Annotated in this window: 20 protein-coding genes and 1 riboswitch; of the genes, 17 read left to right on the plus strand and 3 right to left on the minus strand. The window is 52.6% G+C overall.

Annotated elements, in window-relative coordinates:
- The first annotated feature begins 11 nt into the window (after positions 1-11).
- From JNUCC32_RS06150 to JNUCC32_RS06160, 3 genes are read left to right on the plus strand one after another with little or no spacing between them, the layout of a single operon-like run.
- On the plus strand, positions 12-749 hold the full coding sequence (locus tag JNUCC32_RS06150; RefSeq protein ID WP_096774365.1) for a (Fe-S)-binding protein: 738 nt from the start codon (positions 12-14) through the stop codon (positions 747-749).
- Entirely contained in the window at positions 736-2,256 is a 1,521-nt protein-coding gene (locus JNUCC32_RS06155) for a LutB/LldF family L-lactate oxidation iron-sulfur protein (protein WP_015736139.1), read from the plus strand. Before JNUCC32_RS06150 ends, JNUCC32_RS06155 begins: the two co-directional genes overlap by 14 nt.
- The gene (locus JNUCC32_RS06160) at positions 2,249-2,989 is read left to right on the plus strand and encodes a LutC/YkgG family protein (RefSeq protein ID WP_096774603.1); all 741 of its coding nucleotides are present in this window, start codon (positions 2,249-2,251) and stop codon (positions 2,987-2,989) included. The genes JNUCC32_RS06155 and JNUCC32_RS06160 overlap by 8 nt, the downstream gene beginning before the upstream one ends.
- 190 nt (positions 2,990-3,179) lie before the next feature.
- On the opposite strand, the gene JNUCC32_RS06165 is transcribed toward JNUCC32_RS06160, so the two are convergent.
- Positions 3,180-4,034, minus strand: coding sequence for an SDR family oxidoreductase (locus JNUCC32_RS06165; RefSeq protein WP_090908383.1), 855 nt, complete (start codon positions 4,032-4,034; stop codon positions 3,180-3,182).
- Positions 4,035-4,399: 365 nt separating this feature from the next.
- Here JNUCC32_RS06165 and JNUCC32_RS06170 point away from each other — a divergent pair, with 365 nt between their 5' ends.
- The gene (locus JNUCC32_RS06170) at positions 4,400-5,923 is read left to right on the plus strand and encodes a UDP-N-acetylmuramoyl-L-alanyl-D-glutamate--2,6-diaminopimelate ligase (protein WP_192571384.1); all 1,524 of its coding nucleotides are present in this window, start codon (positions 4,400-4,402) and stop codon (positions 5,921-5,923) included.
- A 9-nt stretch (positions 5,924-5,932) separates the two neighbouring features.
- The gene (locus tag JNUCC32_RS06175) at positions 5,933-7,030 is read left to right on the plus strand and encodes a PQQ-dependent sugar dehydrogenase (RefSeq protein ID WP_228468885.1); all 1,098 of its coding nucleotides are present in this window, start codon (positions 5,933-5,935) and stop codon (positions 7,028-7,030) included.
- Positions 7,031-7,253: 223 nt separating this feature from the next.
- Here the strand turns inward: JNUCC32_RS06175 and JNUCC32_RS06180 are convergent, their stop codons facing one another.
- Positions 7,254-7,901, minus strand: coding sequence for a helix-turn-helix transcriptional regulator (locus tag JNUCC32_RS06180; protein ID WP_096774362.1), 648 nt, complete (start codon positions 7,899-7,901; stop codon positions 7,254-7,256).
- Between the two features lie 294 nt (positions 7,902-8,195).
- On the opposite strand from JNUCC32_RS06180, the gene JNUCC32_RS06185 reads away from it, so the two are divergent.
- The 11 genes from JNUCC32_RS06185 (at position 8,196) to JNUCC32_RS06235 (ending at position 20,312) form a co-directional block, all read left to right on the plus strand.
- Entirely contained in the window at positions 8,196-8,432 is a 237-nt protein-coding gene (locus JNUCC32_RS06185; protein ID WP_009592106.1) for a ferredoxin family protein, read from the plus strand.
- An 830-nt stretch (positions 8,433-9,262) separates the two neighbouring features.
- Positions 9,263-10,423 carry an ROK family transcriptional regulator gene (locus JNUCC32_RS06190; protein ID WP_096774361.1) on the plus strand — a complete coding sequence of 387 codons (1,161 nt, stop codon included), beginning with the start codon at positions 9,263-9,265 and terminating at the stop codon, positions 10,421-10,423.
- Positions 10,424-10,451: 28 nt separating this feature from the next.
- Positions 10,452-11,456: an asparaginase gene (locus tag JNUCC32_RS06195; RefSeq protein WP_192572604.1), complete on the plus strand. Its 1,005-nt coding sequence runs from the start codon at positions 10,452-10,454 to the stop codon at positions 11,454-11,456.
- A gap of 94 nt (positions 11,457-11,550) precedes the next feature.
- Positions 11,551-13,140 carry a glutathione ABC transporter substrate-binding protein gene (locus JNUCC32_RS06200; protein WP_096774360.1) on the plus strand — a complete coding sequence of 530 codons (1,590 nt, stop codon included), beginning with the start codon at positions 11,551-11,553 and terminating at the stop codon, positions 13,138-13,140.
- A 114-nt stretch (positions 13,141-13,254) separates the two neighbouring features.
- On the plus strand, positions 13,255-14,181 hold the full coding sequence (locus JNUCC32_RS06205) for an ABC transporter permease subunit (RefSeq protein ID WP_009592113.1): 927 nt from the start codon (positions 13,255-13,257) through the stop codon (positions 14,179-14,181).
- Between the two features lie 12 nt (positions 14,182-14,193).
- Complete coding sequence (locus JNUCC32_RS06210) at positions 14,194-15,102, plus strand: ABC transporter permease (RefSeq protein ID WP_192571386.1); 909 nt, start codon at positions 14,194-14,196, stop codon at positions 15,100-15,102.
- A gap of 15 nt (positions 15,103-15,117) precedes the next feature.
- A complete protein-coding gene (locus JNUCC32_RS06215) occupies positions 15,118-16,122 on the plus strand; it encodes an ABC transporter ATP-binding protein (protein ID WP_192571387.1) in 1,005 nt (334 codons plus the stop codon).
- A complete protein-coding gene (locus JNUCC32_RS06220) occupies positions 16,119-17,108 on the plus strand; it encodes an ABC transporter ATP-binding protein (RefSeq protein WP_096774359.1) in 990 nt (329 codons plus the stop codon). Before JNUCC32_RS06215 ends, JNUCC32_RS06220 begins: the two co-directional genes overlap by 4 nt.
- Positions 17,109-17,145: 37 nt before the next feature.
- Positions 17,146-18,606, plus strand: coding sequence for a leucyl aminopeptidase family protein (locus JNUCC32_RS06225; RefSeq protein WP_192571388.1), 1,461 nt, complete (start codon positions 17,146-17,148; stop codon positions 18,604-18,606).
- Positions 18,607-18,636: 30 nt separating this feature from the next.
- The gene (locus tag JNUCC32_RS06230) at positions 18,637-19,323 is read left to right on the plus strand and encodes a copper homeostasis protein CutC (RefSeq protein ID WP_096774357.1); all 687 of its coding nucleotides are present in this window, start codon (positions 18,637-18,639) and stop codon (positions 19,321-19,323) included.
- A 35-nt stretch (positions 19,324-19,358) separates the two neighbouring features.
- A complete protein-coding gene (locus tag JNUCC32_RS06235; protein ID WP_096774356.1) occupies positions 19,359-20,312 on the plus strand; it encodes an ROK family protein in 954 nt (317 codons plus the stop codon).
- 305 nt (positions 20,313-20,617) lie between these two features.
- On the opposite strand, the gene JNUCC32_RS06240 is transcribed toward JNUCC32_RS06235, so the two are convergent.
- Positions 20,618-21,145: a hypothetical protein gene (locus tag JNUCC32_RS06240; RefSeq protein ID WP_015736122.1), complete on the minus strand. Its 528-nt coding sequence runs from the start codon at positions 21,143-21,145 to the stop codon at positions 20,618-20,620.
- A 262-nt stretch (positions 21,146-21,407) separates the two neighbouring features.
- Positions 21,408-21,541, plus strand: a riboswitch (cyclic di-AMP (ydaO/yuaA leader).
- 3 nt (positions 21,542-21,544) lie between these two features.
- Here JNUCC32_RS06240 and JNUCC32_RS06245 point away from each other — a divergent pair.
- Complete coding sequence (locus tag JNUCC32_RS06245) at positions 21,545-22,021, plus strand: C40 family peptidase (protein WP_015736121.1); 477 nt, start codon at positions 21,545-21,547, stop codon at positions 22,019-22,021.
- Positions 22,022-22,058: the final 37 nt, after the last annotated feature.

Below are 22,058 nucleotides of genomic sequence, written 5' to 3' on the forward strand. Positions count from 1 at the left end.
GGGTGAAGAGGTTGAAGATTTCATTGTTTGTCACTTGCCTCAGCGATGCCTTGTTCCCGCGGGTAGCTGAATCGATGGCAAGACTGCTGGCAAGGTACGGCGTGCAGCTGGAATTCCCGGAAATCCAGACCTGCTGCGGCCAACCTGCCTACAACAGCGGTTATTGGGAAGAGGCGCGCATCAGTGCCAGGACGATTTTGGACGCTTTTGACGACAGCGACTTTGTGGTGTCCCCTTCGGGGTCCTGCACGTATATGATTCATCATTATCCGGATTTGTTCAAGGACGATCCCGTTTACCTGGATAAAGCGAAAGCGCTTCAATCCAAATGCTATGAGTTTACGCAATTCCTCGTCGACGTGCTGGGCGTGACCGATGTTGGCGCCGTCTATCCGCGCAAGGTAACCTATCATCCTTCCTGCCACGGCAGCCGCCTGCTCGGGGTGAAGGACGAACCGATGAAACTGCTGAGTCACGTCAAAGGGCTGGAGCTCGTCCCCTTGCCGTTTGCCGAGGATTGCTGCGGGTTCGGGGGAACGTTTGCCGTGAAAATGGCGGATATTTCGGGCGCGATGGTAACGGAGAAAAGCGATCATGTGCTGGAAACCGAGGCGTCCGTGCTGGTCGGACTTGACATGGCCTGCCTCATGAACATTGCCGGCAATCTGCGACACCGGGGCGAGAAGGTTCAGGTCAAGCATTTGGCCGAGCTTTTGTACGAGGGGGTGAGCGTGCATGAGCACAGCTGAGACGAAAGCGCAGACGGTGAAGGAGCGTGCAGGTTACGCCCTGAACAATGAATTTCTGCGCAACGCGGTGAAGTTTACGACAGAACGGCTGCGGCTTGGCAAAAAGCTGGCGTCGGAGGAGCATGGCAACTGGGATGCGTGGAGGGAACGGGGGCGCCAAATCCGGCTCCATACCATTGCGCATTTGGATTATTATTTGAATGAGTTTGCCGAGCAAGCCAGGGCGAACGGAGCGCATGTCCATTTTGCGGAGACGGCAGAAGAAGCGGTTGCGATCTCCCTGCAGATAGCGGAGCATAAGTCGGCCAAATCCGTCGTCAAATCGAAATCGATGGTGTCCGAGGAGCTGCACCTGAACAAGGCACTGGATTCCATCGGGGTGGAGGCCGTGGAAACGGATCTCGGCGAGTACATCATTCAGCTTGCGGATGAAACGCCATCCCATATTATTATTCCCGCCATCCACAAGAACCGTTATCAGATCGCAGAGCTGCTGTCCGCGGAGGCGGGAGAAGCGCTGCCGCCGGATACGGCGATTATGGCGGGTTTCGTCCGCATGAAGCTGCGCGAGAAATTTCTCGAAGCGGACATTGGCATGACGGGCTGTAATTTTGCCATCGCCGAGACGGGCTCTATGGTCCTGTTCGAGAATGAAGGCAATGCCCGGATGGTGACGACCGTGCCGAAGACGCAAATCACCCTAATGGGCATGGAGCGGATTATACCCTCATGGTCTGACCTCGAGGTGATGGCTACCTTGCTGCCGAGGTCCGCGACCGGCCAGAAACTGACGGTATACATGTCCGGCATCAGCGGGCCGAAGAGAGAGCTGGATGCCGACGGACCAGACGAAATGCATATTATCATTATTGATAACGGGCGCTCTCTCCAGCTCGGCGATCCGGAATTCCAGGAGCTGCTCAATTGCATACGATGTGGTGCCTGCCTGAATGCTTGTCCGGTATATCGTCATATTGGCGGGCACGCCTATGGAGGCACGTATAGCGGCCCAATCGGTGCCGTATTAACGCCGGCCTTGAACAAGAACGTCGCGGAATGGGACGATATCGCCAACGCATCCAGCCTGTGCGGCGCCTGTTATGAAGCATGCCCGGTCAAGATCCCGCTGCATGACATGCTGGTATCCTTGCGCCGCCGGAAGATTGAAGCCGGACGCGGCGATAAGCTGGAAGCGATGGGGATGAAAGGCTTCTCGGCGGTCATGGGTAATGCCAAGCGTTACCGCAGCGTGGTATCCCTCGGAAAATGGGGCCAGAAGCTGGTGGTTCGGGGCGGAGAGATCCGAACGAGAATCGGTCCTTTGAAGGGATGGAATTCGTACAGGGTGACCCCAAGCCTTCCCAAACATTCCTTCCGTGATCGATGGCCCGAGATGGAGCAGGATATTCGCAGAACCTCGGGGACCATGGATCCCGTAATCGCCGATCGGTTGAGCGAGCGGCTTCGGCAGCAGAAATCCGGAAAGGGTGAGAATGCGCATGACTAACGAAACCGATCGCGGCTGGTTAACCCGTCTAGAAGAACAATCCCGCAGGAAGCAGGAGCAGTTCATGGATGGGATCGCCGCGAAGCTGGGTAGAGATCGGATTCGCTCCGCTCCGGAGCACCCTTTCCGTGGTGCACCGGATTTCTGGAAAGAATTTAATTGGCCGCTTGAGGAGAAAATTACGCAGTTTACCGCGAACTTTGAAGCAGCCGGAGGCCATGTGGTCAGACTGAGCCATCGCGAAGAGGTCACCCGGTTTATCAGGGATAAAGCGATGGAGATGAGCGCAGCTACGATTCTTCGTCAGCAGGAGGACGCGCTGGATCGACTGGGTCTGGAAGAGAGTCTGCCCGATGCGCTGGTTCTCTCCTGGAACGAAGCGGCGGACACGGATTGGAGGGCTGTCGCCGCCAGAGCCGACTTCGGCGTTGTCATGGCCGATTACGCTGCGGCCTACACCGGTTCGATTACGGTGAAGTCCGCCCCGCATAAGGGCCGTTCGGTCAGCCTGCTGCCGACCGTACTGATGGCTATCATTCCAATCGACAGAATGGTTACCCGATTAGGAGAGATTCTCGTACAGTTCGATCAGGCCGGACGTGAGCAGCTGCCAGCAGGGATCCATTTCATATCGGGTCCGAGCCGTTCCGCCGATATCGAGAACGATCTGACGATTGGTGTTCACGGACCCGGCATCGTATATGCCTTGCTGGTAGATTCCTACGAAGCATAATATGTAATCTTAAACGCAAGATGAGCCCCGAGCCGGGAGCAGTCCGTTGGATGCTCCCGGCTTGGGGCTCATTTAGATTATAGAAATACATAAGTTTTCAGAGAAACTGAAAATTCGATTCACACCTATTCCGCCTTCTGTTTCCGTCTTCGGTGAAAGTAGATGGAACGCTGCTTTTCTTGCGTATATGCTATTTGCCTTTGCGCGTCAGCTCGGCCAACCGATCCCACTGCTCATGGGTCACTTCGGCCAGCTCGTTGAACTGTCCTGCCCCCTGCAGCCATTCGCCGCCGTCGATGGTGATCACGTCGCCATTAATATAGCCGGCATAATCGGAAATCAGATAGGCGGCGAGATTAGCCAGCTCCTCAGCATCCCCAACGCGCTTGAGGGGGATGCGGTCGATCATTTTCTGTTCCAGTTCCGGCGTTGGGGATAATCTTGACCAGGCGCCTTCGGTTGGGAACGGCCCCGGGGCGATGGCTACCTGGCGTATGCCGTATGGTGCCCATTCCACGGCCAGGGAGCGCGTCAGCGCAAGCACGCCTGCTTTGGCAGCCGCGGACGGGACCACGTAGCCAGAGCCCGTAGAAGCGTATGTGGTGACGATGTTGAGCATCGTTCCGCCTTTGCCTTGTTCGATCCAGCGTTTGCCGACCTCCAGGGTGGCATAGAAGGTGCCGTGCAGCACGATGTTGAGCACGGCATCCACAGCCCGAGGAGAAAGGCGCTCCGTGGGACTGATAAAGTTCCCGGCCGCATTGTTGACAAGCACATCAATGCCTCCGTAATGCTGCTCTGCCGCTTCAACAAGAGCCGAGATTTGCGCAGGGTCGCGAACATCGCAGCTTTTGTACCATACCTCGCAGCCCTTCTGCTTTAATTCCTCAGCGGTCTGCTGCAGCACTTCTTCCCGGCGTCCGCATATGGCGAGCTTGGCGCCCAGCAGCGCGAATTTCTCTCCCATGGCGCGCCCCAGGCCCGTGGCGCCTCCCGTAATCAAAACGACTTTATCGCGAAGCAAATCGTCGGTGAACGGTCCCATCGAAAGCTCCCCTTTCAGGCAGATATGGATTTTCGGATCCTTTGTCCGCGTTCTTTATAGAACAGGCTGCATACATTCAATGCTTATTTTCTTGCAACCGCTTACTTTAAGCGTAACATGGTTAACGAATCCAGTCACCACTTTGTTTGATCTGATATGGCGTAAGTGGATAAAGTGAACTCCTCCAAAGAAATCGGGCCGCAGCAGAACATAATCCCCTAATTCAGTTTCAGAAAGCCCTTGCTTGGTTAGGTTAATTAGAAATGCTGGTTAAAACGATACATAGTCGTAAATTCTACATCTTATACTTCACGCTGCCACCTGACCCTGGGTATATGATTACATCACGAGATGAGGTACCAGACATGATTCTACAATCACTGACGGATCGGCTGATATTAAAAAAGATTACGGGCCGTACTTCCGCGGATATCACGAGCCTGGAAACAGATTCAAGAGAAATCCGGCCGGGCGGCATGTTCGTATGCGTGCCGGGATTTCACGTGGACGGCCATGATTATGCCGAACAGGCGATACGGAATGGGGCTGTTGCCATCGTGGCCGAGCGGGAGCTTTCGGGACTGCCAGGAAACGTTACGCATATAACGGTGCCGGATACAAGAAGAATTCTGCCGATTCTCGCAAACGCTTTTTTTGGCGACCCTACGCGGCGATTGAAATTGATTGGAATTACCGGGACGAACGGCAAAACGACGACGACTCATATGGTAGATCAAATACTTAACGACGCCCGCCGCAAGACAGGGATCATCGGCACCTTGTATATGAAAATCGGAAATCATGTGGAGAAAACGCTGAATACGACGCCGGATACGATCCAGCTCATGCGTTATTTTCATACGATCATCTCGCATGGGGGTGAATACGGTGTTCTGGAGGTATCTTCGCACGGATTGGATATGGGAAGGGTGCGCGGATGCGATTTTCAGACGGTCGTCTTCACGAATTTATCGCATGATCATCTGGACTTCCATCAGACCATGGAGAGCTATCGCAATACGAAGGAGCTGCTGTTCGCCCAGCTGGGTAACAGTACCCGTGACATGCTGAAGAAGGCCGTCTTGAACGCAGACGATGCCGCATCCTCTTATTACTCAAAACGGACATCCGCACAAATCATAACCTATGGCATTCAGAATCAGGCGGACGTCCGGGCAACGCAAATTCATCACACAAGGGAAGGCTGCGCCTTTCATGCAGAAACGCCTTGGGGAAGCAGCGACGTTAATCTGAAGGTGCATGGAGCACACAATATATACAACGCGCTGGCTGCCATGACGACCTGTCTGCTGGAAGGGATACCGCTGGAAGAAATCCGCGAAAGTTTGGAGCAATTTGCAGGGGTTCATGGCCGGTTTCAAGAAATACAAACAGGACGCCGTTTTGGCGTGGTCGTCGATTATGCGCATAATCCGGACGGTCTTAAGGCAACCTTGCAATCCGCCAAGGCCATTACTTCAGGCAAAATGATATGCGTGATGGGCTGCCGGGGCGAGCGGGACCGCTCGAAACGGCCGATCATGGCCGATATTGCAGCCGCGTATTCGGATTATGTATTGTTCACGGCCGACAATCCGTTCTCGGAGGATCCGGAGCAGATCATGGCCGAGATGCTGGGCGGCTTAACGTCCCGCGAATCGGGGAACTGGGAGGTTGTCTTAGACCGTAAAGAAGCGATTCAACGCGCAGTGGAAATGGCCGGTGACGAGGACAGGATCATTATAACCGGACGAGGGCACGAAACCCGTTATGTTGCGGGCAGCCGGATCGAATCGTTTAGCGATGAGGATATCGTGATGAGTTCTTTGCAGGGCATAGGGCACGACATAGGGCAGGACATCCAGATGATGCACCGGAGCCCTGAATAAACCCGGGAGGTGCTGGATTTGAAACAAAAGATGTTCGGCATGATGTTTACAGCGGCGCTGCTGTTTCTTGCTGCATGTACAAACCAGTCGTCCCCTTCGGCTGAAGAAGGAGCGCAGGAGGAGCGGGGGGAGGCGGCTCCTGATTCTTCCTATCAGGTGCTTGCGGAGCAGCTGAGAACGCCTTGGTCCATCGATTTTGACGGTGAGACGATTTATATCAGCGAGCGGGAAGGGAATATCGTTCAGATCAAGGACGGCACATTGAACAGACAATCGGTACATACCGAGAAGCCGGTTTCGCATCAAGGAGAAGGGGGATTTCTGGGCTTTGCGTTAGCGCCTGATTTTCGGGATTCCGGAAAAGCCTTCGCCTATCACACCTATGATCAGGGTGGAACGCTCTTGAATCGGCTGGTTCTGCTGGAGTTGAAGGGAAACCAATGGACGGAGTCCCAAGTTTTCCTTGAGTCCATTCCCGGCTCCAATGTGCATAATGGCGGCAGAATCGCGATCGGTCCCGATGAGATGCTCTATGTTACGACGGGAGATTCGGGCGAGGGCGAGCTTGCGCAAAATCAGGAGAACCTGGCAGGCAAAATATTGCGATTAACGCTGGACGGGAAAGTCCCGGCGGACAATCCGACGGCAGGTTCTTACGTCTATACGTTAGGGCATCGGAATTCGCAGGGCTTGGCATGGGATTCGGAAGGGAATTTCTACAGCTCGGAGCACGGGCCTTCCGGCACGCCGGGCGGACACGATGAGATTAATGAAATCACGGCCGGCAGCAACTACGGCTGGCCCGAAATTTATGGCGATGATACGTTGGAAGGCATGGAACTCCCGCTGTACCATAGCGGCGAAACGGCAATAGCTCCTTCCGGCATCGCATTTGACGAGCAGGACCGCTTGTACGTGGCGACCCTTCGGGGACAGAAGCTGTACCGGTTCCAGCCGGAGAAAACCGCGCTCGAGACCGTGCTGGAAGGCGAAGGCCGATTAAGAGACGTTAAGGTCCATAACGGCAAAACCTATGTCATTACCAACAATACCGATGGCCGGGGCGTGCCGTCCGATCAGGATGATCGACTGCTTGTACTGGAATAATTCCAAGAAACATACATGTCTCGTGATTCAAGAGAATAGGATAGGACAAGTGCTATAAGAAACACGTCTATCGACGTACTTTCTCAGAAGACAGACCGCATATAGCGGAAGTTTTTCTTGCGAGATAAGGTGGGTAAGCCTCTGAAGTTTATACTTTCTTATCTTTTGACAAAAAAAGGGCCCCTTCCCGTATGGAAGGAGCCTGAAGTGGCAATAACAGATATTATGTTTGTTTGGCTTCGGCTTGCTTTCGGATCCGGTACACGCATTTCTTATCGCCTTTGGCAAGACATTCGGTACGTTCCACATCCGCTTCCAGCAAGGACTGAAACAGATCAAGCTCGCAGCGGCATGCATGCTGGTACCGGTTGGCTACCTGGGAGATCGGGCAGTTCAGTTCTTCAAGCACGTATTCTTCATCCGCGACTTTTTGGTAATCCACCATATATCCGTTGTCGTTCTGAATCTGGGCAAGGGCCGCGACCCGATCTTCGAGAGTCTCGGCTTTTACCGTCGGCGTGTACTTGTTCAGCAACGTGTCTTTGCGCTTGTCGAACAGCAAAGATATCATTTCGTCGCCGGCCTCGTCCTGGAGCTCGTTAAGCAGATCGAGGGCAAGCGAATGATAGTTCTTAGGGAAAAAATCCTCTGCAGATTCAGTAAGACTGTATAGCGAGACGGGTCTTCCCATCGGCTGCTTCACGGTTCGATACGTGATGTACCCTTCATTCTTCAAGCTCTCCAGATGTCGACGGACGGCCATGCCCGTAATGCCCAGTGCCTCGGTAATGGATTTCGTGCTGAGTTCACCATTTATTTTCAACATTTGCATGATATACTCGCGGGTGCTGTATGCAACTTCTTGATCCACTATAATCACCGCCTTGTTTCTCGATGAATGCTTTCTTTTGCAACAAAAAAGGTTAAAAAGCAATATGTCTCATCTTATGTCTTTACCTTCTATAAGTCAACCGGAATGGCCGTTTTCAAGGCTATTCTCTCGCGGTTTGTTGACAACTGGCATGATTAACCACATAATTATGATATATTTTAGTATAAAAAGTATAGAAACCGAGCAAATGAATGAGTAATGGACTTTTTGAAATGATAGCCCGGCTTTAGAATTTAGAAGATTCTTATTACACTTGGGAAGGTGGAATCACGGATGTATGTTATTGGCTCAGCTTGTATCGAAGAGAAGGCGGGAGAATGCGTAGACGTTTGCCCGGTGGATTGCATCGAAGAAGGGGACGACCAGTTCTATATCGACACCGATATATGCATTTCCTGCGGTGCCTGCGAAGCGGCGTGTCCGGTCGCGGCCATTTACTATTTTGAGGACCTGCCTGAGGACGAAAAGCATTATTTCGATAAAGCGGTGGAATATTACAAAAACAAGTAAGGCGCTCCGGTTTGAGTCTATCCGCTCTGTTGTCCGTCCGTTTCCGGAATGGAATAGGCAAGGTAGAAACGGACTCTCAAAGGATCGGCTATCCTCAAACCTCCGCTGGGGGGAAAGATTAAAAGACTAAAGATAAAAGATAAGAAATTTAAGTAATCAAGAGATTAAGATTAAAGATAAATGACTTAAAAGAATATAAAATTGAGGATTACAGGCGTTTAAATCTATATGTTATGTGTGTCAAAACAAAGCGGTTAAGATAAATAGCCGGAAAATCGTAAAGCTGCGCTCATGCTTCGATCTATACATAAGCCATCCGGGATATTCGAGGGCCCCTCGAATTAATTTCTCGGGTGGTTTCATTCGTTTTAGGCTGATGAAACAAGGATGTCCCTAACAACCTGGGACAAAACCGAAAATATCATAGATGTACTCCACTTATAGCCATTCGGGATGAAGAATGTTCCAATCATTCTTTTCTCGGGTGGCTTTATTATTGGGGTGAAACGACGTTGTTACCTACATTTTAGGAGATATTACGTCATGTTCATGTCATATTGTGCGTGATGGGCGGTCATCTGTATGTATGCAGGAGATTGAATTTCTTTCGTAAAAAAGTGAAATGCTTACATTTCCAGAATCAAAAAAATATTTATTTAAATGTGTCATATATATTGACACTTTTACAAAACACGTTTTATTATTAATATCACTGGAGAATAAAAATATTAAAACTGATAATAATCACTGTTTTTTGATGATTTCGGATCTTTTTACTTGGAAAATTGATCTAATTAATCTACTGGTGAAATTAAATAGGGGATGTCTTCATGAAAAAGCATGATCAAGACTTTATGAAGCGGCAGAACAGACTCACAGTATTTCAAATCATCAAGAATGAACAGCCGATTTCAAGAGCCGTCATTGCCAAACAGACGGGCATGAGTCCGACAACGGTCAGCCGGATCGTATCGGAGCTGACGGAGGAAGGATACGTTCACGAAACGGAAGAGCAGGCCTCGGCCGGCCGCGGAAGAAAGTCTTCCTTAATAAGGCTGCTGGATACGGCGGTCATCTCGATCGGCGTCGAGCTGGATCGGCATCAAGCGAATATCGGATTCATTGACGTTCAGGGTAACGTATTGTGCAGCGGAAGCTTTTCAAGATCATCCGATGAAACGGCAGATGTCACGGTGACCCGGATCGCGGAAACCATTGAAGAGCTGATCGCCGAATGCGATATCGACCGAAGACGGGTGGTCGGCATTGGCGTTGGACTGCCGGGCATCATCGATGTCGACGCCGGCATCGTCAATTTTTCGGTACAGCTGGGATGGAAGAATGTGGGGCTCGCCGAGAGGCTGAAGGAACTAACCGGGCTTCAAGCTGTCGTGGACAATGAGCTGAAGGTGAAGGCGTTGGCGGAGCAGCTCAAGGGTTCGGCCTACGGCTCCAACCGTACGGTGCTCCTGGGCTTCGGTAATGGCGTCGGATCGGCGCTCATTCTGGAGGGGGAGATTTACCGCGGGGTGACGAACAGCGCCGGGGAAATCGGTCACACGACCGTGGACCCAGAAGGCATGATGTGCGACTGCGGGAAAGCCGGATGCCTCCAAACGTATATCAATATACCGTCCTTGTTGTCGGAAGCCAGCAAAATCAAACCCGTCCGCACGATCGAGGAGCTGTTCGCGGAGAGGCGGGCCGGAACGCGCTGGGCAAGCTATTTGATCGATCGGGCCCTTGCCTATATGGCGATTACGATCAACAACGTCGTCAGCATGTACAATCCGGACAGCGTCATTTTGAGCGGCGAGTTTCTGGACAAGTTTCCCGAAGTATACGAAGAGATCACGGATCTGTGCTACTCGCAGTATATCTGGGAACCGCTTCAAGATTCCTTTTCGATTGTTCGCTCGGAGCTTCACGAGCATGGGGTCATCATCGGGTCGGGGCTTGTCGCACAGGATCGTTACTTTCAATTGAATTAATTCATCTGGAGATCGGGGGAGCATGAACATGGGATTTGTGCCATTGGTAGAGGAATATCGCGGGAACGTATTGGAGAACGTGCACTACGGCGCGATCAGCGTCGTAGACGAGAACGGAAAGGTTGTATACGCAGCGGGCGATCCGCATCATATGACCTTTCTGAGATCGGCGGCCAAGCCGTTCCAGGCAATTCCGGTAATGAAACGCCGGATTGACGAAGTGTACGGACTAACGGGGGAAGAAACGGCCTTGTTTGCCGCCTCCCATCGGGGTGAGAAGTTCCACATTGATGCATTGGAATCCATTCTGAAGAAAACCGGCATTCGGGAAGAATCGCTTCACTGCTGCGCAACTTATCCATTGAACGAGGATGCCAAGGCGCAGCGCCATCGCGATCATGAGGAGAAGCGCAGAATCTTCCATAACTGCTCCGGCAAGCACAGCGGCTTGATTGCTCTATGCAAGCAAATGGGCTGGGACGAAAGCACGTATTACAAACCGGAGCATCCGGTTCAGCAAGAAATCCTCGAGACGCTCGCTTATTTTGCCGAGGTTCCGGTTTCCTCGATCCCGCAAGGCATTGACGGCTGCGGACTTCCCATCTTCGCACTTCCCCTGGATCGTATCGGGTATTCCTTCCTTAAACTGGCATGCCCGGATTTGATCGAGGATCCAGAGACTGCAGAAGCTGCAGCCAGAATGGCAAAGCTGATGAATGAGTATCCGGATATCATTGCAGACACCAGGTTTGTGTGCTCAGCTCTGCTCAGGGACCACAACCTGACAGCCAAGGGCGGCGCGAAGGGCGTGTACGGCATCGGTCTTCGGAAAGAACGCTTGGCGATCTCGCTTAAAGTATCCGACGGCTCCGAGCAAGTATGGCCGTGCATTATCGCTTCCATCCTGGAACGTCTCGGCTACAGCGATCAGTCTACGATTGACCGGTTGTATGAGCTGGTTCCGAATGCCATTTTCAACGATGGGGGCACGCTTGTCGGTGAACGGCGCGCTGTGTACGAATGGAATGCTTAAACGGTGAGGAACTCAAGGCGGCAGGCAGGCTGTTACATGCCGAAGCGGCGAGTGAATCTATAGATATTCACTACATCAAAGGGGGAGTAAAACAATGAGATTCAAAGGTAGAACATGGTCACTGCTCATGCTGCTGCTCGCATTTACGATTGTTGCGGCAGGCTGCGGCGGAAACAGCGGAAGCGGCGAAGGGGCAAGTGAAGGCGGCGGCGAGAGCAAGCCGGTGACAAAAGATAACAAAGATGTTGTCATTGCGATTAACGCCAACTTCATCACGCTTGACCCTCACAATGCCGGAGACACGCACTCCATTTCCGGTGCTCGCACGATGTATGAAGGTTTGATGGGCTTCAACGAGAAAATGGAACTCGTTCCCGTGCTGGCTGAAGACTACAAGATCAGCGAAGACGGCCTGACGTACACATTCAATCTGCGCCAGAACGTCAAGTTCCATGATGGAACGGATTTCAATGCTGAAGCGGTAAAAGCCAATCTGGATCGCATCATGGATGAAAAGAACAACCTCAGAATGCGCAAGAGCTTCTCAACAGTAGCCGATGTTCAAACTCCGGATGAACACACCGTTGTCATCACCCTTAGCCAGCCGTATAACGCTTTCTTGAACAAGACGGCCATGGCGCTGATGATCAGCCCGAAGGCTCTTAAGGAAAGCGCCGACATCACGAAGAACCCAGTAGGTACGGCGGCTTACAAATTCAAGGAATGGATTCAAGGCGACCGCCTTGTCGTTGTGAAGAATGAAGATTACTGGCAAGAAGGACTTCCGAAGGTGGACAGCATTACGTTCAAACCGGTACCGGAGAACGGTTCCCGGATCGCGATGCTGAAAACGGGCGAAGCGGACTTCATTTATCCTATGCCGACAGAGCAAGTGTCCGAAGTAGAAGGCGATTCCAATATCGTCATCGATAAGACTGATTCTACGATCGTGCGCTATATCACGCTGAATACGATGAAGAAGCCTTACGACGATCTGAAGGTTCGTCAAGCCATCAACTATGCCATCGATAAAGATGCTTACATTAAAGTCGTTAAATCCGGACTGGGTTCGAAGCTGACTTCTTCCATGTCCTCCATGACCCAGCACTACTCCGAGCAATCCGGTTATGATTACGATCCGGAGAAAGCCAAAGCCCTTTTGGCTGAAGCAGGATATCCAGATGGATTCGAAGCTGAGATTTGGGGAGAGAATGATTCCGAAACGGTAAAAGGCATGCAGTTTATTCAACAGCAGCTTGCCCTCGTCGGAATCAAAGCTGAACCGAAGTCGATGGAAGGTGCAACCCTGTCCGATCAGATTAACTCGGCTACGCCGGAAAACGCGAAAATTCAGATGTGGTACGTAAGCTGGTCTCCTTCGTCTGGCGATGCCGACGGCGCGACAAAAGGTCTGTTCAGCAGCGAGTTCTTCCCGCCAGCGGGTTCCAACACCGCTTACTACAAGAACGACAACGTTGACCAATGGATCAAAGATGCTAACGCATCCGTCAAAGCTGAAGATGCCAAAGAAATCTATGCAAACATCCAAAAACAAATCTGGGAAGATGCTCCTTGGGCATTCCTCGGAGTCGATCAGGTCATCACGGGCAAACGTGCTTACCTTGAAGGCGTGAAGGCCCTTCCGGACGGATCGATCAGCGTGATCAACGCAGAAGTCAAATAATCAGGCAGCGAAGAGCTTGCTAAACGTATACCTTGTGGTGGGCCGCCTCTTGAATCAATAAGGAAGCGGCCCATCGTATTTTAAAAGCTGGCATGTTGAAAGGAGGCACATCCTTTGGGAAGATATGCAATTCAGAGGCTGCTGGGTGTAATCCCGCTGTTGTTCGTTGTATCCATCCTTGTATTTATGTTCATTCACCTGATTCCTGGAGATCCGGCACGGCTTGTTGCAGGTAAGGATGCCACCCTTGAGGAGATCAACGGGATTCGAGAGCAGCTAGGCTTAAACTTGCCGCTATGGCAGCAGTATGTGAACTACATGAGTGATCTGTTGAAGGGTGACTTGGGTGTATCCGTTACCTCCGGTTTGCCGGTGACGGACATGTTGGAAAGCCGCTTTTTCCCGACGATTGTCCTGACCTTTACCAGCCTTGGCTGGGCACTGGTCATTGGTCTGATCATTGGTATCATATCAGCAGTCAATCGCGGCAAATGGCCGGACTATATTGGGATGCTGACGGCTATATCGGGTATTTCCCTGCCAGGTTTCTGGCTTGGTCTTGTACTGATTCAAATTTTCTCCGTTGAGCTGGGCTGGTTCCCTACAGGGGGCGTCGACAGCTGGCAATCCTATATTTTGCCTTCCTTTACGCTGGGAGCGGGGATTATGTCCATGCTGGCAAGATACTCCCGTACTTCGATGCTCGAAACGATGCGCGAGGATTATGTCCGGACCGGACGCGCGAAGGGCTTGCGGGAATTCGTCGTTGTCGGCAGGCATGCGCTGCGCAACTCCCTGATCCAGGTCGTGACCGTAGCGGGCCTTCAGTTCGGATTTTTGCTGGGCGGCTCGGTTATGGTCGAGACGGTATTCAGTATTCCCGGCATGGGGCGTCTCTTGGTCGATTCCATCGCGTTCCGGGATTACACCGTGATTCAAGCGCTGCTATTGCTGTTCGCGGCCGAATTTATCCTGATTAACCTGATTGTCGATTTATTGTACGGTGTACTGAATCCAAAAATCCGGTATGCATCGAAATAGGAGGGGGAGCTCATGAGCGACAATTCAACAGTGGCGGTCCATTCCTCCGCACCGGAGGATATGCTTGCGAAGAGTCAGGCAACTGGCAAATTCAAAGCGTTTACGTCTAAATTCTTGAAACAAAAGCTTGCCGTTATATCAAGCGGATTTATTTTGTTACTACTTGTGCTGGCGGTGATCGGTCCGCATATCGTTCCGTATCCTCCCAATGAGCCGAACTATGATGCGATGATGCAAGGCCCGTCTGCTGCCCATTGGGCAGGCACGGACGAATACGGCCGCGACATTCTCAGCCGCTTGATCGACGGTACGCGGTTGACCATGTCGGTCAGCTTAAGCGCCGTATTTATATCCGCCGTGCTGGGTACGATTCTCGGATTGATCAGCGGGTACTATGGCGGGTGGCTGGATCGCCTCATCATGCGGGGCAGTGACGTCATGTTCTCGTTCCCTGACCTGCTGCTGGCCATCGGTATCGTGGCGATACTGGGGCCGGGCTTATCCAATGTAGTCATCGCGGTGGCAGTCTTCGGGACCCCGTCGTTTGCCAGAATCATTCGAAGCGTGACGCTCTCCGCAAAGGAATCTTTGTATGTAGAGGCAGCACGGTCCATGGGTGCCAAGCATAACCGGATTATTTGGAAACATATTTTCCCCGAGACGGTTCCCAGCATTATCGTCAACGTATCGATGAGAATCGGCGGCGCCATTCTGGCGGCTTCCTCGTTAAGCTTTCTCGGCCTCGGGGCCAAGCCGACGGAACCGGACTGGGGCGCCATGCTCAGCATGGGTCGGGATTACTTGAGTATTGCACCCCATATCGTGTATTACCCGGGGCTTCTCATATTCCTGACCGTGCTCGCATTCAACCTGATCGGTGACGGACTGAATGATGCCCTTGATCCGAAGACGAAAAACTAATAGGGGGGATAGATCGTGACGCAAACATTGCTTGAAGTTAAAGGTCTCAAAACCGAATTCAAACGCGATGGCTCATCGGTGCTTGCCGTAGCAGGAGTGGATTTTCACATCAATAAAGGCGAAGTGCTCGGGCTCGTGGGTGAATCCGGATGCGGCAAAAGCGTGACCTCCCTGTCCATCATGAGGCTTCTTAAAGACACGCCCGGCCGAATATCCGGGGGCTCGGTAAGCTTTGAGGGCAAGGATCTCGTGCAAATGTCGGAAAAAGAAATGCGCCGCTATCGCGGAAACGAGCTGTCCATGATCTTCCAGGAGCCGATGACGTCGCTGAATCCCGTCCTTCGGATCGGGAAGCAGCTGGAGGAAGCGATTATGCTGCACTTGGGATACGGCCGCAAGAAAGCGCGGCAGCATGCCATCGATTCGCTCAAACTCGTCGGCATTCCGCGGGCGGACGAGGTCGTGGATGACTATCCGCACCAATTGTCCGGCGGCATGCGCCAGCGGGTCATGATTGCGATGGCCATGTCGTGCAATCCGAAGCTGCTGATCGCGGACGAGCCGACAACCGCCCTGGACGTTACGATTCAGGCTCAAATCCTGGATCTGATGAATCGACTCAAGACGGAACAGGAGATGGGCATGCTGCTCATTACCCATGACCTCGGCGTTGTGGCTGAAATGTGTGACCGTGTGGTTGTCATGTACGCTGGCCGAGTCGTCGAAGAGGCGACGGTCGAGGAATTGTTTGAGAACCCGCAGCATCCCTACACCAAAGGACTCATTAATTCGGTGCCCAAGCTTAGACAAAAGGTGCGCCGCTTGGAATCCATTCCGGGGAATGTGCCGGATCTGCGGAACATGCCGCAAGGCTGCAAATTTGCTCCGCGGTGTCCGTTTGTCATGGAGCAGTGCCTCTCCCGGGAGCCGGAGCTTCTCCCCGTTGTAAATGAAGAACATCGCAAAAGCCGCTGCTGGCTGACACAGGAAGGTCACTCGAAGGGAGGAGAAACCGCATGAAAGAAACACCTTTATTAGAAGTAAAAAACTTGCAGAAATCATTCACGGTAAAAAAAGGGTTCTTCGGTACGTCCAAGCAGCTCCGTGCCGTGGATGGCATCTCCTTCGCAATCCAAAAGGGCGAGACCTTCAGCCTGGTTGGCGAGAGCGGCTGCGGCAAATCGACGACAGGCCGGCTGGTGACCCGACTGCTGACGCCGAATAGCGGCGAAGTGATTTTTAACGGAACCGACATTAGCGGATACAACGAGAACCAGATGCGTCCGCTGCGCAAAGACATGCAGATGGTCTTCCAGGATCCGTACGCTTCCCTTAATCCAAGGATGAAAGTCAAAGAGCTCGTAGCGGAGCCCTTGCTGATTCATACCAAGCTGAGTTCCAAAGAGCGCGATAAACTGGCTTGCGAGCTGTTGGAAACGGTCGGTTTGAACAGCTTCCATGCCGAACGCTTCGCCCATGAGTTCAGCGGCGGTCAGCGCCAGCGCATCGGCATTGCCCGAGCCTTGTCCGTGCGTCCCAATCTGATTGTAGCCGACGAGCCTGTATCGGCACTTGACGTATCCATTCAATCCCAGGTATTGAACCTGCTGCAGGATCTTCAGGAAGAATACGGCCTGACCTATCTGTTCATCTCCCATGATCTCAGCGTGGTTGAGCATATCAGCGACCGGATCGGCGTTATGTATCTGGGCGCGCTCGTGGAGACGGCCGATAAGGATACGCTGTACGATCGCCCGCTTCATCCTTACACTCAAGCGCTGCTGTCGTCGGTGCCGGTTCCGGATCCGAAGCAGAAGAAGGAACGGATCATTCTGAAGGGGGATCTGCCGAGCCCGGTCAATCCGCCGACAGGCTGCCGATTCCATACCCGCTGTCCTTCCTGCATGGAAGTATGCAAACAGATTACGCCTGTATACCGTGAGATTGAGCCGGGACATCAGGTGGCTTGCCATTTATATGACGAAGAAATCATGAAGAAGGCGTAACAGGCATTTTTCTCATAAAAGGAGGTAAGGGCTCGATATGAACATCACCATCGATGAAGTTCAGCTGGCAGATGCTTCGATTTATGCGGTTTATGAGGGAGAGGAGTCTCATTACCGCGTAACGGAATCCCGGAAGCAAAGCCAGACGCTGACCTGGTTCTATGGACGTTCCGAGCACGAGTCGGACGATCTCGTTGCCGGAATGGGGCAACGTTCGAACCTGACTTCGGAGCAGGTGCGAAGAACGGGCGCTTCGGCCGCGAGAGCGCTGCTCAAGGAGAATAAATCAAGCGCCGTGCTGATCCGCCCGGCAGCTAGCAATGTCGGGGCAGCATCAGGGATTACGGCGGAGGAAGAGCTCCAGGCGTGGTTGGAAGGCTGGCTGTACGGATTATATCAATTCAATAAGCATCGCGGGGTTACGGCCAATCTGCAGGCCCTGTCCCTTCATCTTCGACAAGAGGACTGGGAGGGGCTTTCCCGTGAAGATATGGAAGCCATCATCCGGACGGCGGAAATCCGGATCGAAGGAACGCAGCTCACCCGAGACTTGGTGAATGAATCACCTGAGACGTTAAATCCGGAGGCGTTTGTTGCGGTCGTTGAGGATCGTTTCAAAAAAGCGCCCGTAGACCTTCACGTATACCGCGGACAAGAGCTTCATGACCGGCAGATGAACGGACTGATCGCCGTGGGTGCCGGCAGCAAATACGAGCCTGCGATGATCGAGATTTCCTATAACGGAGCGGAATCCGGGAAGGAAAGCCCTCATATCGTGCTTATCGGCAAAGGCGTTACCTTTGATATGGGCGGGATGAACGTTAAGATCGGCCGAGACATCAGCGATGCCCGCATGGATATGGGCGGCGCAGCCGCCGTCGTGGGCGCCATGGATATCCTGGTGTCGCGGAAGGCTCCGGTACGGGTTACGGCATTGATCGCCGTAGCGGATAATTTATCGGGACCGGATGCGATGCTTCCTTCTTCCGTCGTTCACTATCCGAACGGACTGAGCGTTCAGGTAGCGAATACGGACGGGGAAGGAAGATTGATCATTGCGGACGCGCTGCTGCACGCAGCCCATCTTAACGCTGATAAGGTGATCGATATCGCCACCCTTACCGGCAATGTCGGTGCGGCATTAGGCTTGGAGATCGCCGGCATTTGGGGCGATCAGGAGATAACGGCCGATTTGGTCGAGATCGGGGAGCGCAACGGAGAGCGCCTATGGCCCATGCCGCTGATGGACGAGTATGAATCCGAGCTCAGAAGCGATTATGCCGACCTGAGGAATGTCGGCACGTCAACTTTGGCAGGCGCGATCACGGCTGCGTTGTTCATCCGTCATTTTGTGGCGGAGACCATGAAATGGGTGCATATCGATATGGCAGGCACGGTCCAGTATAAACGGGAATTCCCTCACTCCGCGGCAGGGGCTACCGGCTATGGAGCCAGGCTGCTGGCGGACTATGTGGAGAAGCAGTATCGCCCTGCATAAGCGAACCAACGACAGTAAGGAGTGAAGAACATGCTGCTTGAAATTATCGCAACATGCGTGGACGATGCCATCACAGCCGAGAAGAATGGCGCGGACCGTCTGGAATTGATCACGGCGATCACCGAAGGCGGGCTCACGCCGGGCATCGGTCTCGTGGAAGAGGTCGTGAAAGCCGTTCGGATTCCGGTCCATGTGATGGTAAGGCCCCATAGCAGATCCTTTGTGTATAACGCGCTGGATATAGCAACCATGGTTGCGGAGGTTAAGGCGATCCGCAAGGCGGGTGCGGCTGGCGTGGTCCTTGGCATGCTGACTCCGGAAGGAAAGATCGACGAGGCCGCCTTGGCCCAAATGCTGGAATGGACGGGCGATATGCAGGTGACATTCCACCGGGCTTTTGATGAATTGGAGGATCAATTCGAAGGGCTGCGTACGTTGCAGAAATATCCGGCCGTCACCCGCGTCTTGACGTCGGGAGGACCGCAGCCGGCACCGCAAGCGATCCCGAGGATTCGCGAGCTTGTGGAACAAGCCGCAGGCAGCGGGCTTAAGATATTGGCCGGGAACGGCCTGAAGTGGGAAATCATACGCGATTTCATCGACCAGACCGGCGTGAGCGAGGTTCATTTCGGCTCCGCTGTCCGGTATGGCCGATCAGGGCTGAAGCCCATTGATCCGGTTGAGCTGCGATCATTGGCTGACAGCTTACATCAATAGAAGTAGCAAACCTATCGGAAACAGGTGAACAAAAATTGCAAACCGAATTGAATGAACAGCAAGAATTTGTGGTTGGCGTTGACCTTGGGGGTACGAAGATCGCGGCAGCGCTCTTTGATTCCGAAGGACAGCTGCTGAACCGGGAGCAAATGGAGACAGCCGGAGCGCGTACGGCCGAGGAAGTGGTCGCGAGAATTACGAACATGATTCGCAGCGTGTCGGGCGGCCACCCGCTTCGAGGCGTAGGCATGGCTTCGCCGGGAACGGTTAACAGCCGGGAGGGCATTGTCATTCACGGCACGAATTTGCCGGAATGGACCAACGTCCCTCTCAAAGCCTGGATGGAACGAGATCTGAATACGGAAGTACAAGTGCTGAATGATGCCAATGCAGCCGCATGGGGCGAATATGTAAGAGGTGCCGGCCGAGGGTCGACGAACATGGTTTACGTGACGCTCAGCACAGGCATCGGTTCAGGCATCGTGCTGGATGGCAAGCTGTTTCTGGGCAGCAATTCCTTTGCAGGGGAGCTTGGGCATCATATCATTGATCCCAGCGGTCCGCAGTGCAATTGCGGCAGCCATGGCTGCTGGGAGGTGTTTGCTTCAGGAACGGCCATCGGCCTGGCAGCATCCCAGCGGATGCTTACCCAGACCAGCGTTATTTCCGAACTGGCCGCAGCCGATGGAGGCGTGAACGCCAGGCATGTATTCGAGGCTAAACGTCTTCATGACCCCGTCGCAGTGGAGGTCATCGATCGTGCCGTTTATTACATGGCGCTTGGACTGGTTAACGTCATTCACAGCTTCAACCCCGATCGCATCGTGGTTGGCGGGGGTGTGAGCAGAGCAGGCGAGCTCCTTTTCCCGCAGCTTCGGGAAATGACGGATAAGCTGGTCATGCCGTCTTATTTAGGAACCTACGAGATCGTTCCTGCGGGACTGCGGGACGATGTTGGCCTGGTGGGAGCCGCAGCCTTGTTCCAATAATACATTCGTAAAGAAAAGGCAACAAAAGCCGCCCTCAAGGGCGGCTTTCTGATTATTCATGAAGAGAGCGGGAAACGGAGCGATCATATTTGCGTAAGCGAAGTCCGTAACTTGTGACAGGTGATAGGCGTAAACCGTAAGCCGTCATCCGTTTTCACTGGAGTCGAGTTTTTGGTTTCCTATTAGGTTTGTTTGTATCCGACAAACAATAAGCGGTTGCCCGCACTTTCCCGCCCGCCGACGGAATCCGCCGGCTCCAAACCCGCACGCGAGGCGGCCTGCAGGCTTGGAGCCGGCGGATTCCGCTACTCCATGTATTTTGATGCGTCGAACGTAATCATGCTCGTATGGTTGGCATGCTCGATCAGTGAGGAGAGCCTGGTCACTTCGCGTTCCTTCTTGCGCGCCTGCGCCTGATAAGCTTCCGGATCGTATAGGGCCACGTTAAACAGCGTTACGGCGCCATCTCCGCTTCCCCGTCCGCTCTGGCGCTCCAGTTTCTTGCGGGAGCCGAGATGGGCAAGCTGTCCGATATCGCTGCGCATTTGTTTGGCGAGCTCGATCGCCTCCATGATGGTCATGTCGGAGCCGTTCCAACTAATGGTCTGCGTCGTGTTGGAGATTGCCATCAGCAGATCCAGCTTTCTGTAATCCGCTGCGGCGGCTTCGATCTCTTCCGTAATGGCATCCACGCTGCGAGCAGGATACTCCGCCGTTTCCCCTTTTTCAATGATCGTGCTGCTGTTGTTCAAGCGTTCCGACATCAATTGATTCATGAGACGATTGATTGCTGCCCGGACTGCTAAAGCTTCAGCCATCGTGATTTGACTCATAAGCGAAGGATCACCTCTTTGATTTCTTGTCTGAATATGTAAACGTTCCGAACTGCAAAAAAGTTGCATGCCCGTTAACAAAACGTCGCCGGAGGTTCGATGGAGTGTTACATAATTGTCATGAGTATGCGAGATGGCATAATGAAAAAACATGAAAATTTTCAGCCTATACGACATTGATTAACATATAGTGATAGATTTCTAGGATATTATTGACAGCATCCTTGCTTGTATACTATATTAAGAGAAGGTTACAAAATGTTAATGAATTTTGCCGAATTTCGTTTGTGAAAACGGGGGAACCGTCTTGGGTGAATTATTCTTGTACCATAGAGAGTATAGGGAACCTTCAACCGAACCCTTAGCTAACTCCGTAGGCATCGAAGGAGAGAACATATTTTGAAGAAATTTGTCATCACATTGCTTGGGTCTGCAATTATTTTTTCTTCAGGTGCCGTATCAGCTTATGCTGATCAACAACCGAATTTTCAGCATCAAGTGAAGCAATTGGTAGGAACGCCTTATAAATGGGGCGGAACAACGACAAGCGGATTTGATTGCTCCGGATTTATTCTGTATATGTTTAGAAATTTCGACATGGATCTTCCGCGCACATCCCAGAGTCAGGCTAAAGCCGGGGTTCATGTGGATCGCGAGGACCTGAGAGTCGGAGATTTGGTATTCTTCAATACAAGCGGAAGCGGCATTTCCCATGCGGGCGTTTACATTGGAGATGGACAATTTGCGCATGCTTCCAGCAGCAAGGGCGTAAGAATCAGCAAGCTTAGCGACTCCTATTACGAACCGCGTTATGTAACGGCGCGCCGTGTATTGAGCCAAGAGAACTATGCTAAACTGGTAGGAAGCGCGAGCTAATTGGAATAAGCAGTTTAGAGTTCGATACATAACCGGA

The sequence above is a fragment of the Paenibacillus sp. JNUCC32 genome, from assembly GCF_014863545.1.
Classification (GTDB): Bacteria; Bacillota; Bacilli; order Paenibacillales; family Paenibacillaceae; genus Paenibacillus_AQ; species Paenibacillus_AQ lautus_A.

Excerpts from the sequence above, each read along its gene's own strand:
- JNUCC32_RS06240 (WP_015736122.1), bottom strand. The coding sequence starts at position 21,145 with ATGAGTCAAATCACGATGGCTGAAGCTTTAGCAGTCCGGGCAGCAATC.
- JNUCC32_RS06195 (WP_192572604.1), top strand. The coding sequence starts at position 10,452 with ATGGGATTTGTGCCATTGGTAGAGGAATATCGCGGGAACGTATTGGAG.
- JNUCC32_RS06165 (WP_090908383.1), bottom strand. The coding sequence starts at position 4,034 with ATGGGACCGTTCACCGACGATTTGCTTCGCGATAAAGTCGTTTTGATT.
- JNUCC32_RS06220 (WP_096774359.1), top strand. The coding sequence starts at position 16,119 with ATGAAAGAAACACCTTTATTAGAAGTAAAAAACTTGCAGAAATCATTC.
- JNUCC32_RS06200 (WP_096774360.1), top strand. The coding sequence starts at position 11,551 with ATGAGATTCAAAGGTAGAACATGGTCACTGCTCATGCTGCTGCTCGCA.
- JNUCC32_RS06225 (WP_192571388.1), top strand. The coding sequence starts at position 17,146 with ATGAACATCACCATCGATGAAGTTCAGCTGGCAGATGCTTCGATTTAT.
- JNUCC32_RS06170 (WP_192571384.1), top strand. The coding sequence starts at position 4,400 with ATGATTCTACAATCACTGACGGATCGGCTGATATTAAAAAAGATTACG.
- JNUCC32_RS06230 (WP_096774357.1), top strand. The coding sequence starts at position 18,637 with ATGCTGCTTGAAATTATCGCAACATGCGTGGACGATGCCATCACAGCC.
- JNUCC32_RS06190 (WP_096774361.1), top strand. The coding sequence starts at position 9,263 with ATGAAAAAGCATGATCAAGACTTTATGAAGCGGCAGAACAGACTCACA.
- JNUCC32_RS06155 (WP_015736139.1), top strand. The coding sequence starts at position 736 with ATGAGCACAGCTGAGACGAAAGCGCAGACGGTGAAGGAGCGTGCAGGT.
- JNUCC32_RS06160 (WP_096774603.1), top strand. The coding sequence starts at position 2,249 with ATGACTAACGAAACCGATCGCGGCTGGTTAACCCGTCTAGAAGAACAA.
- JNUCC32_RS06185 (WP_009592106.1), top strand. The coding sequence starts at position 8,196 with ATGTATGTTATTGGCTCAGCTTGTATCGAAGAGAAGGCGGGAGAATGC.
- JNUCC32_RS06210 (WP_192571386.1), top strand. The coding sequence starts at position 14,194 with ATGAGCGACAATTCAACAGTGGCGGTCCATTCCTCCGCACCGGAGGAT.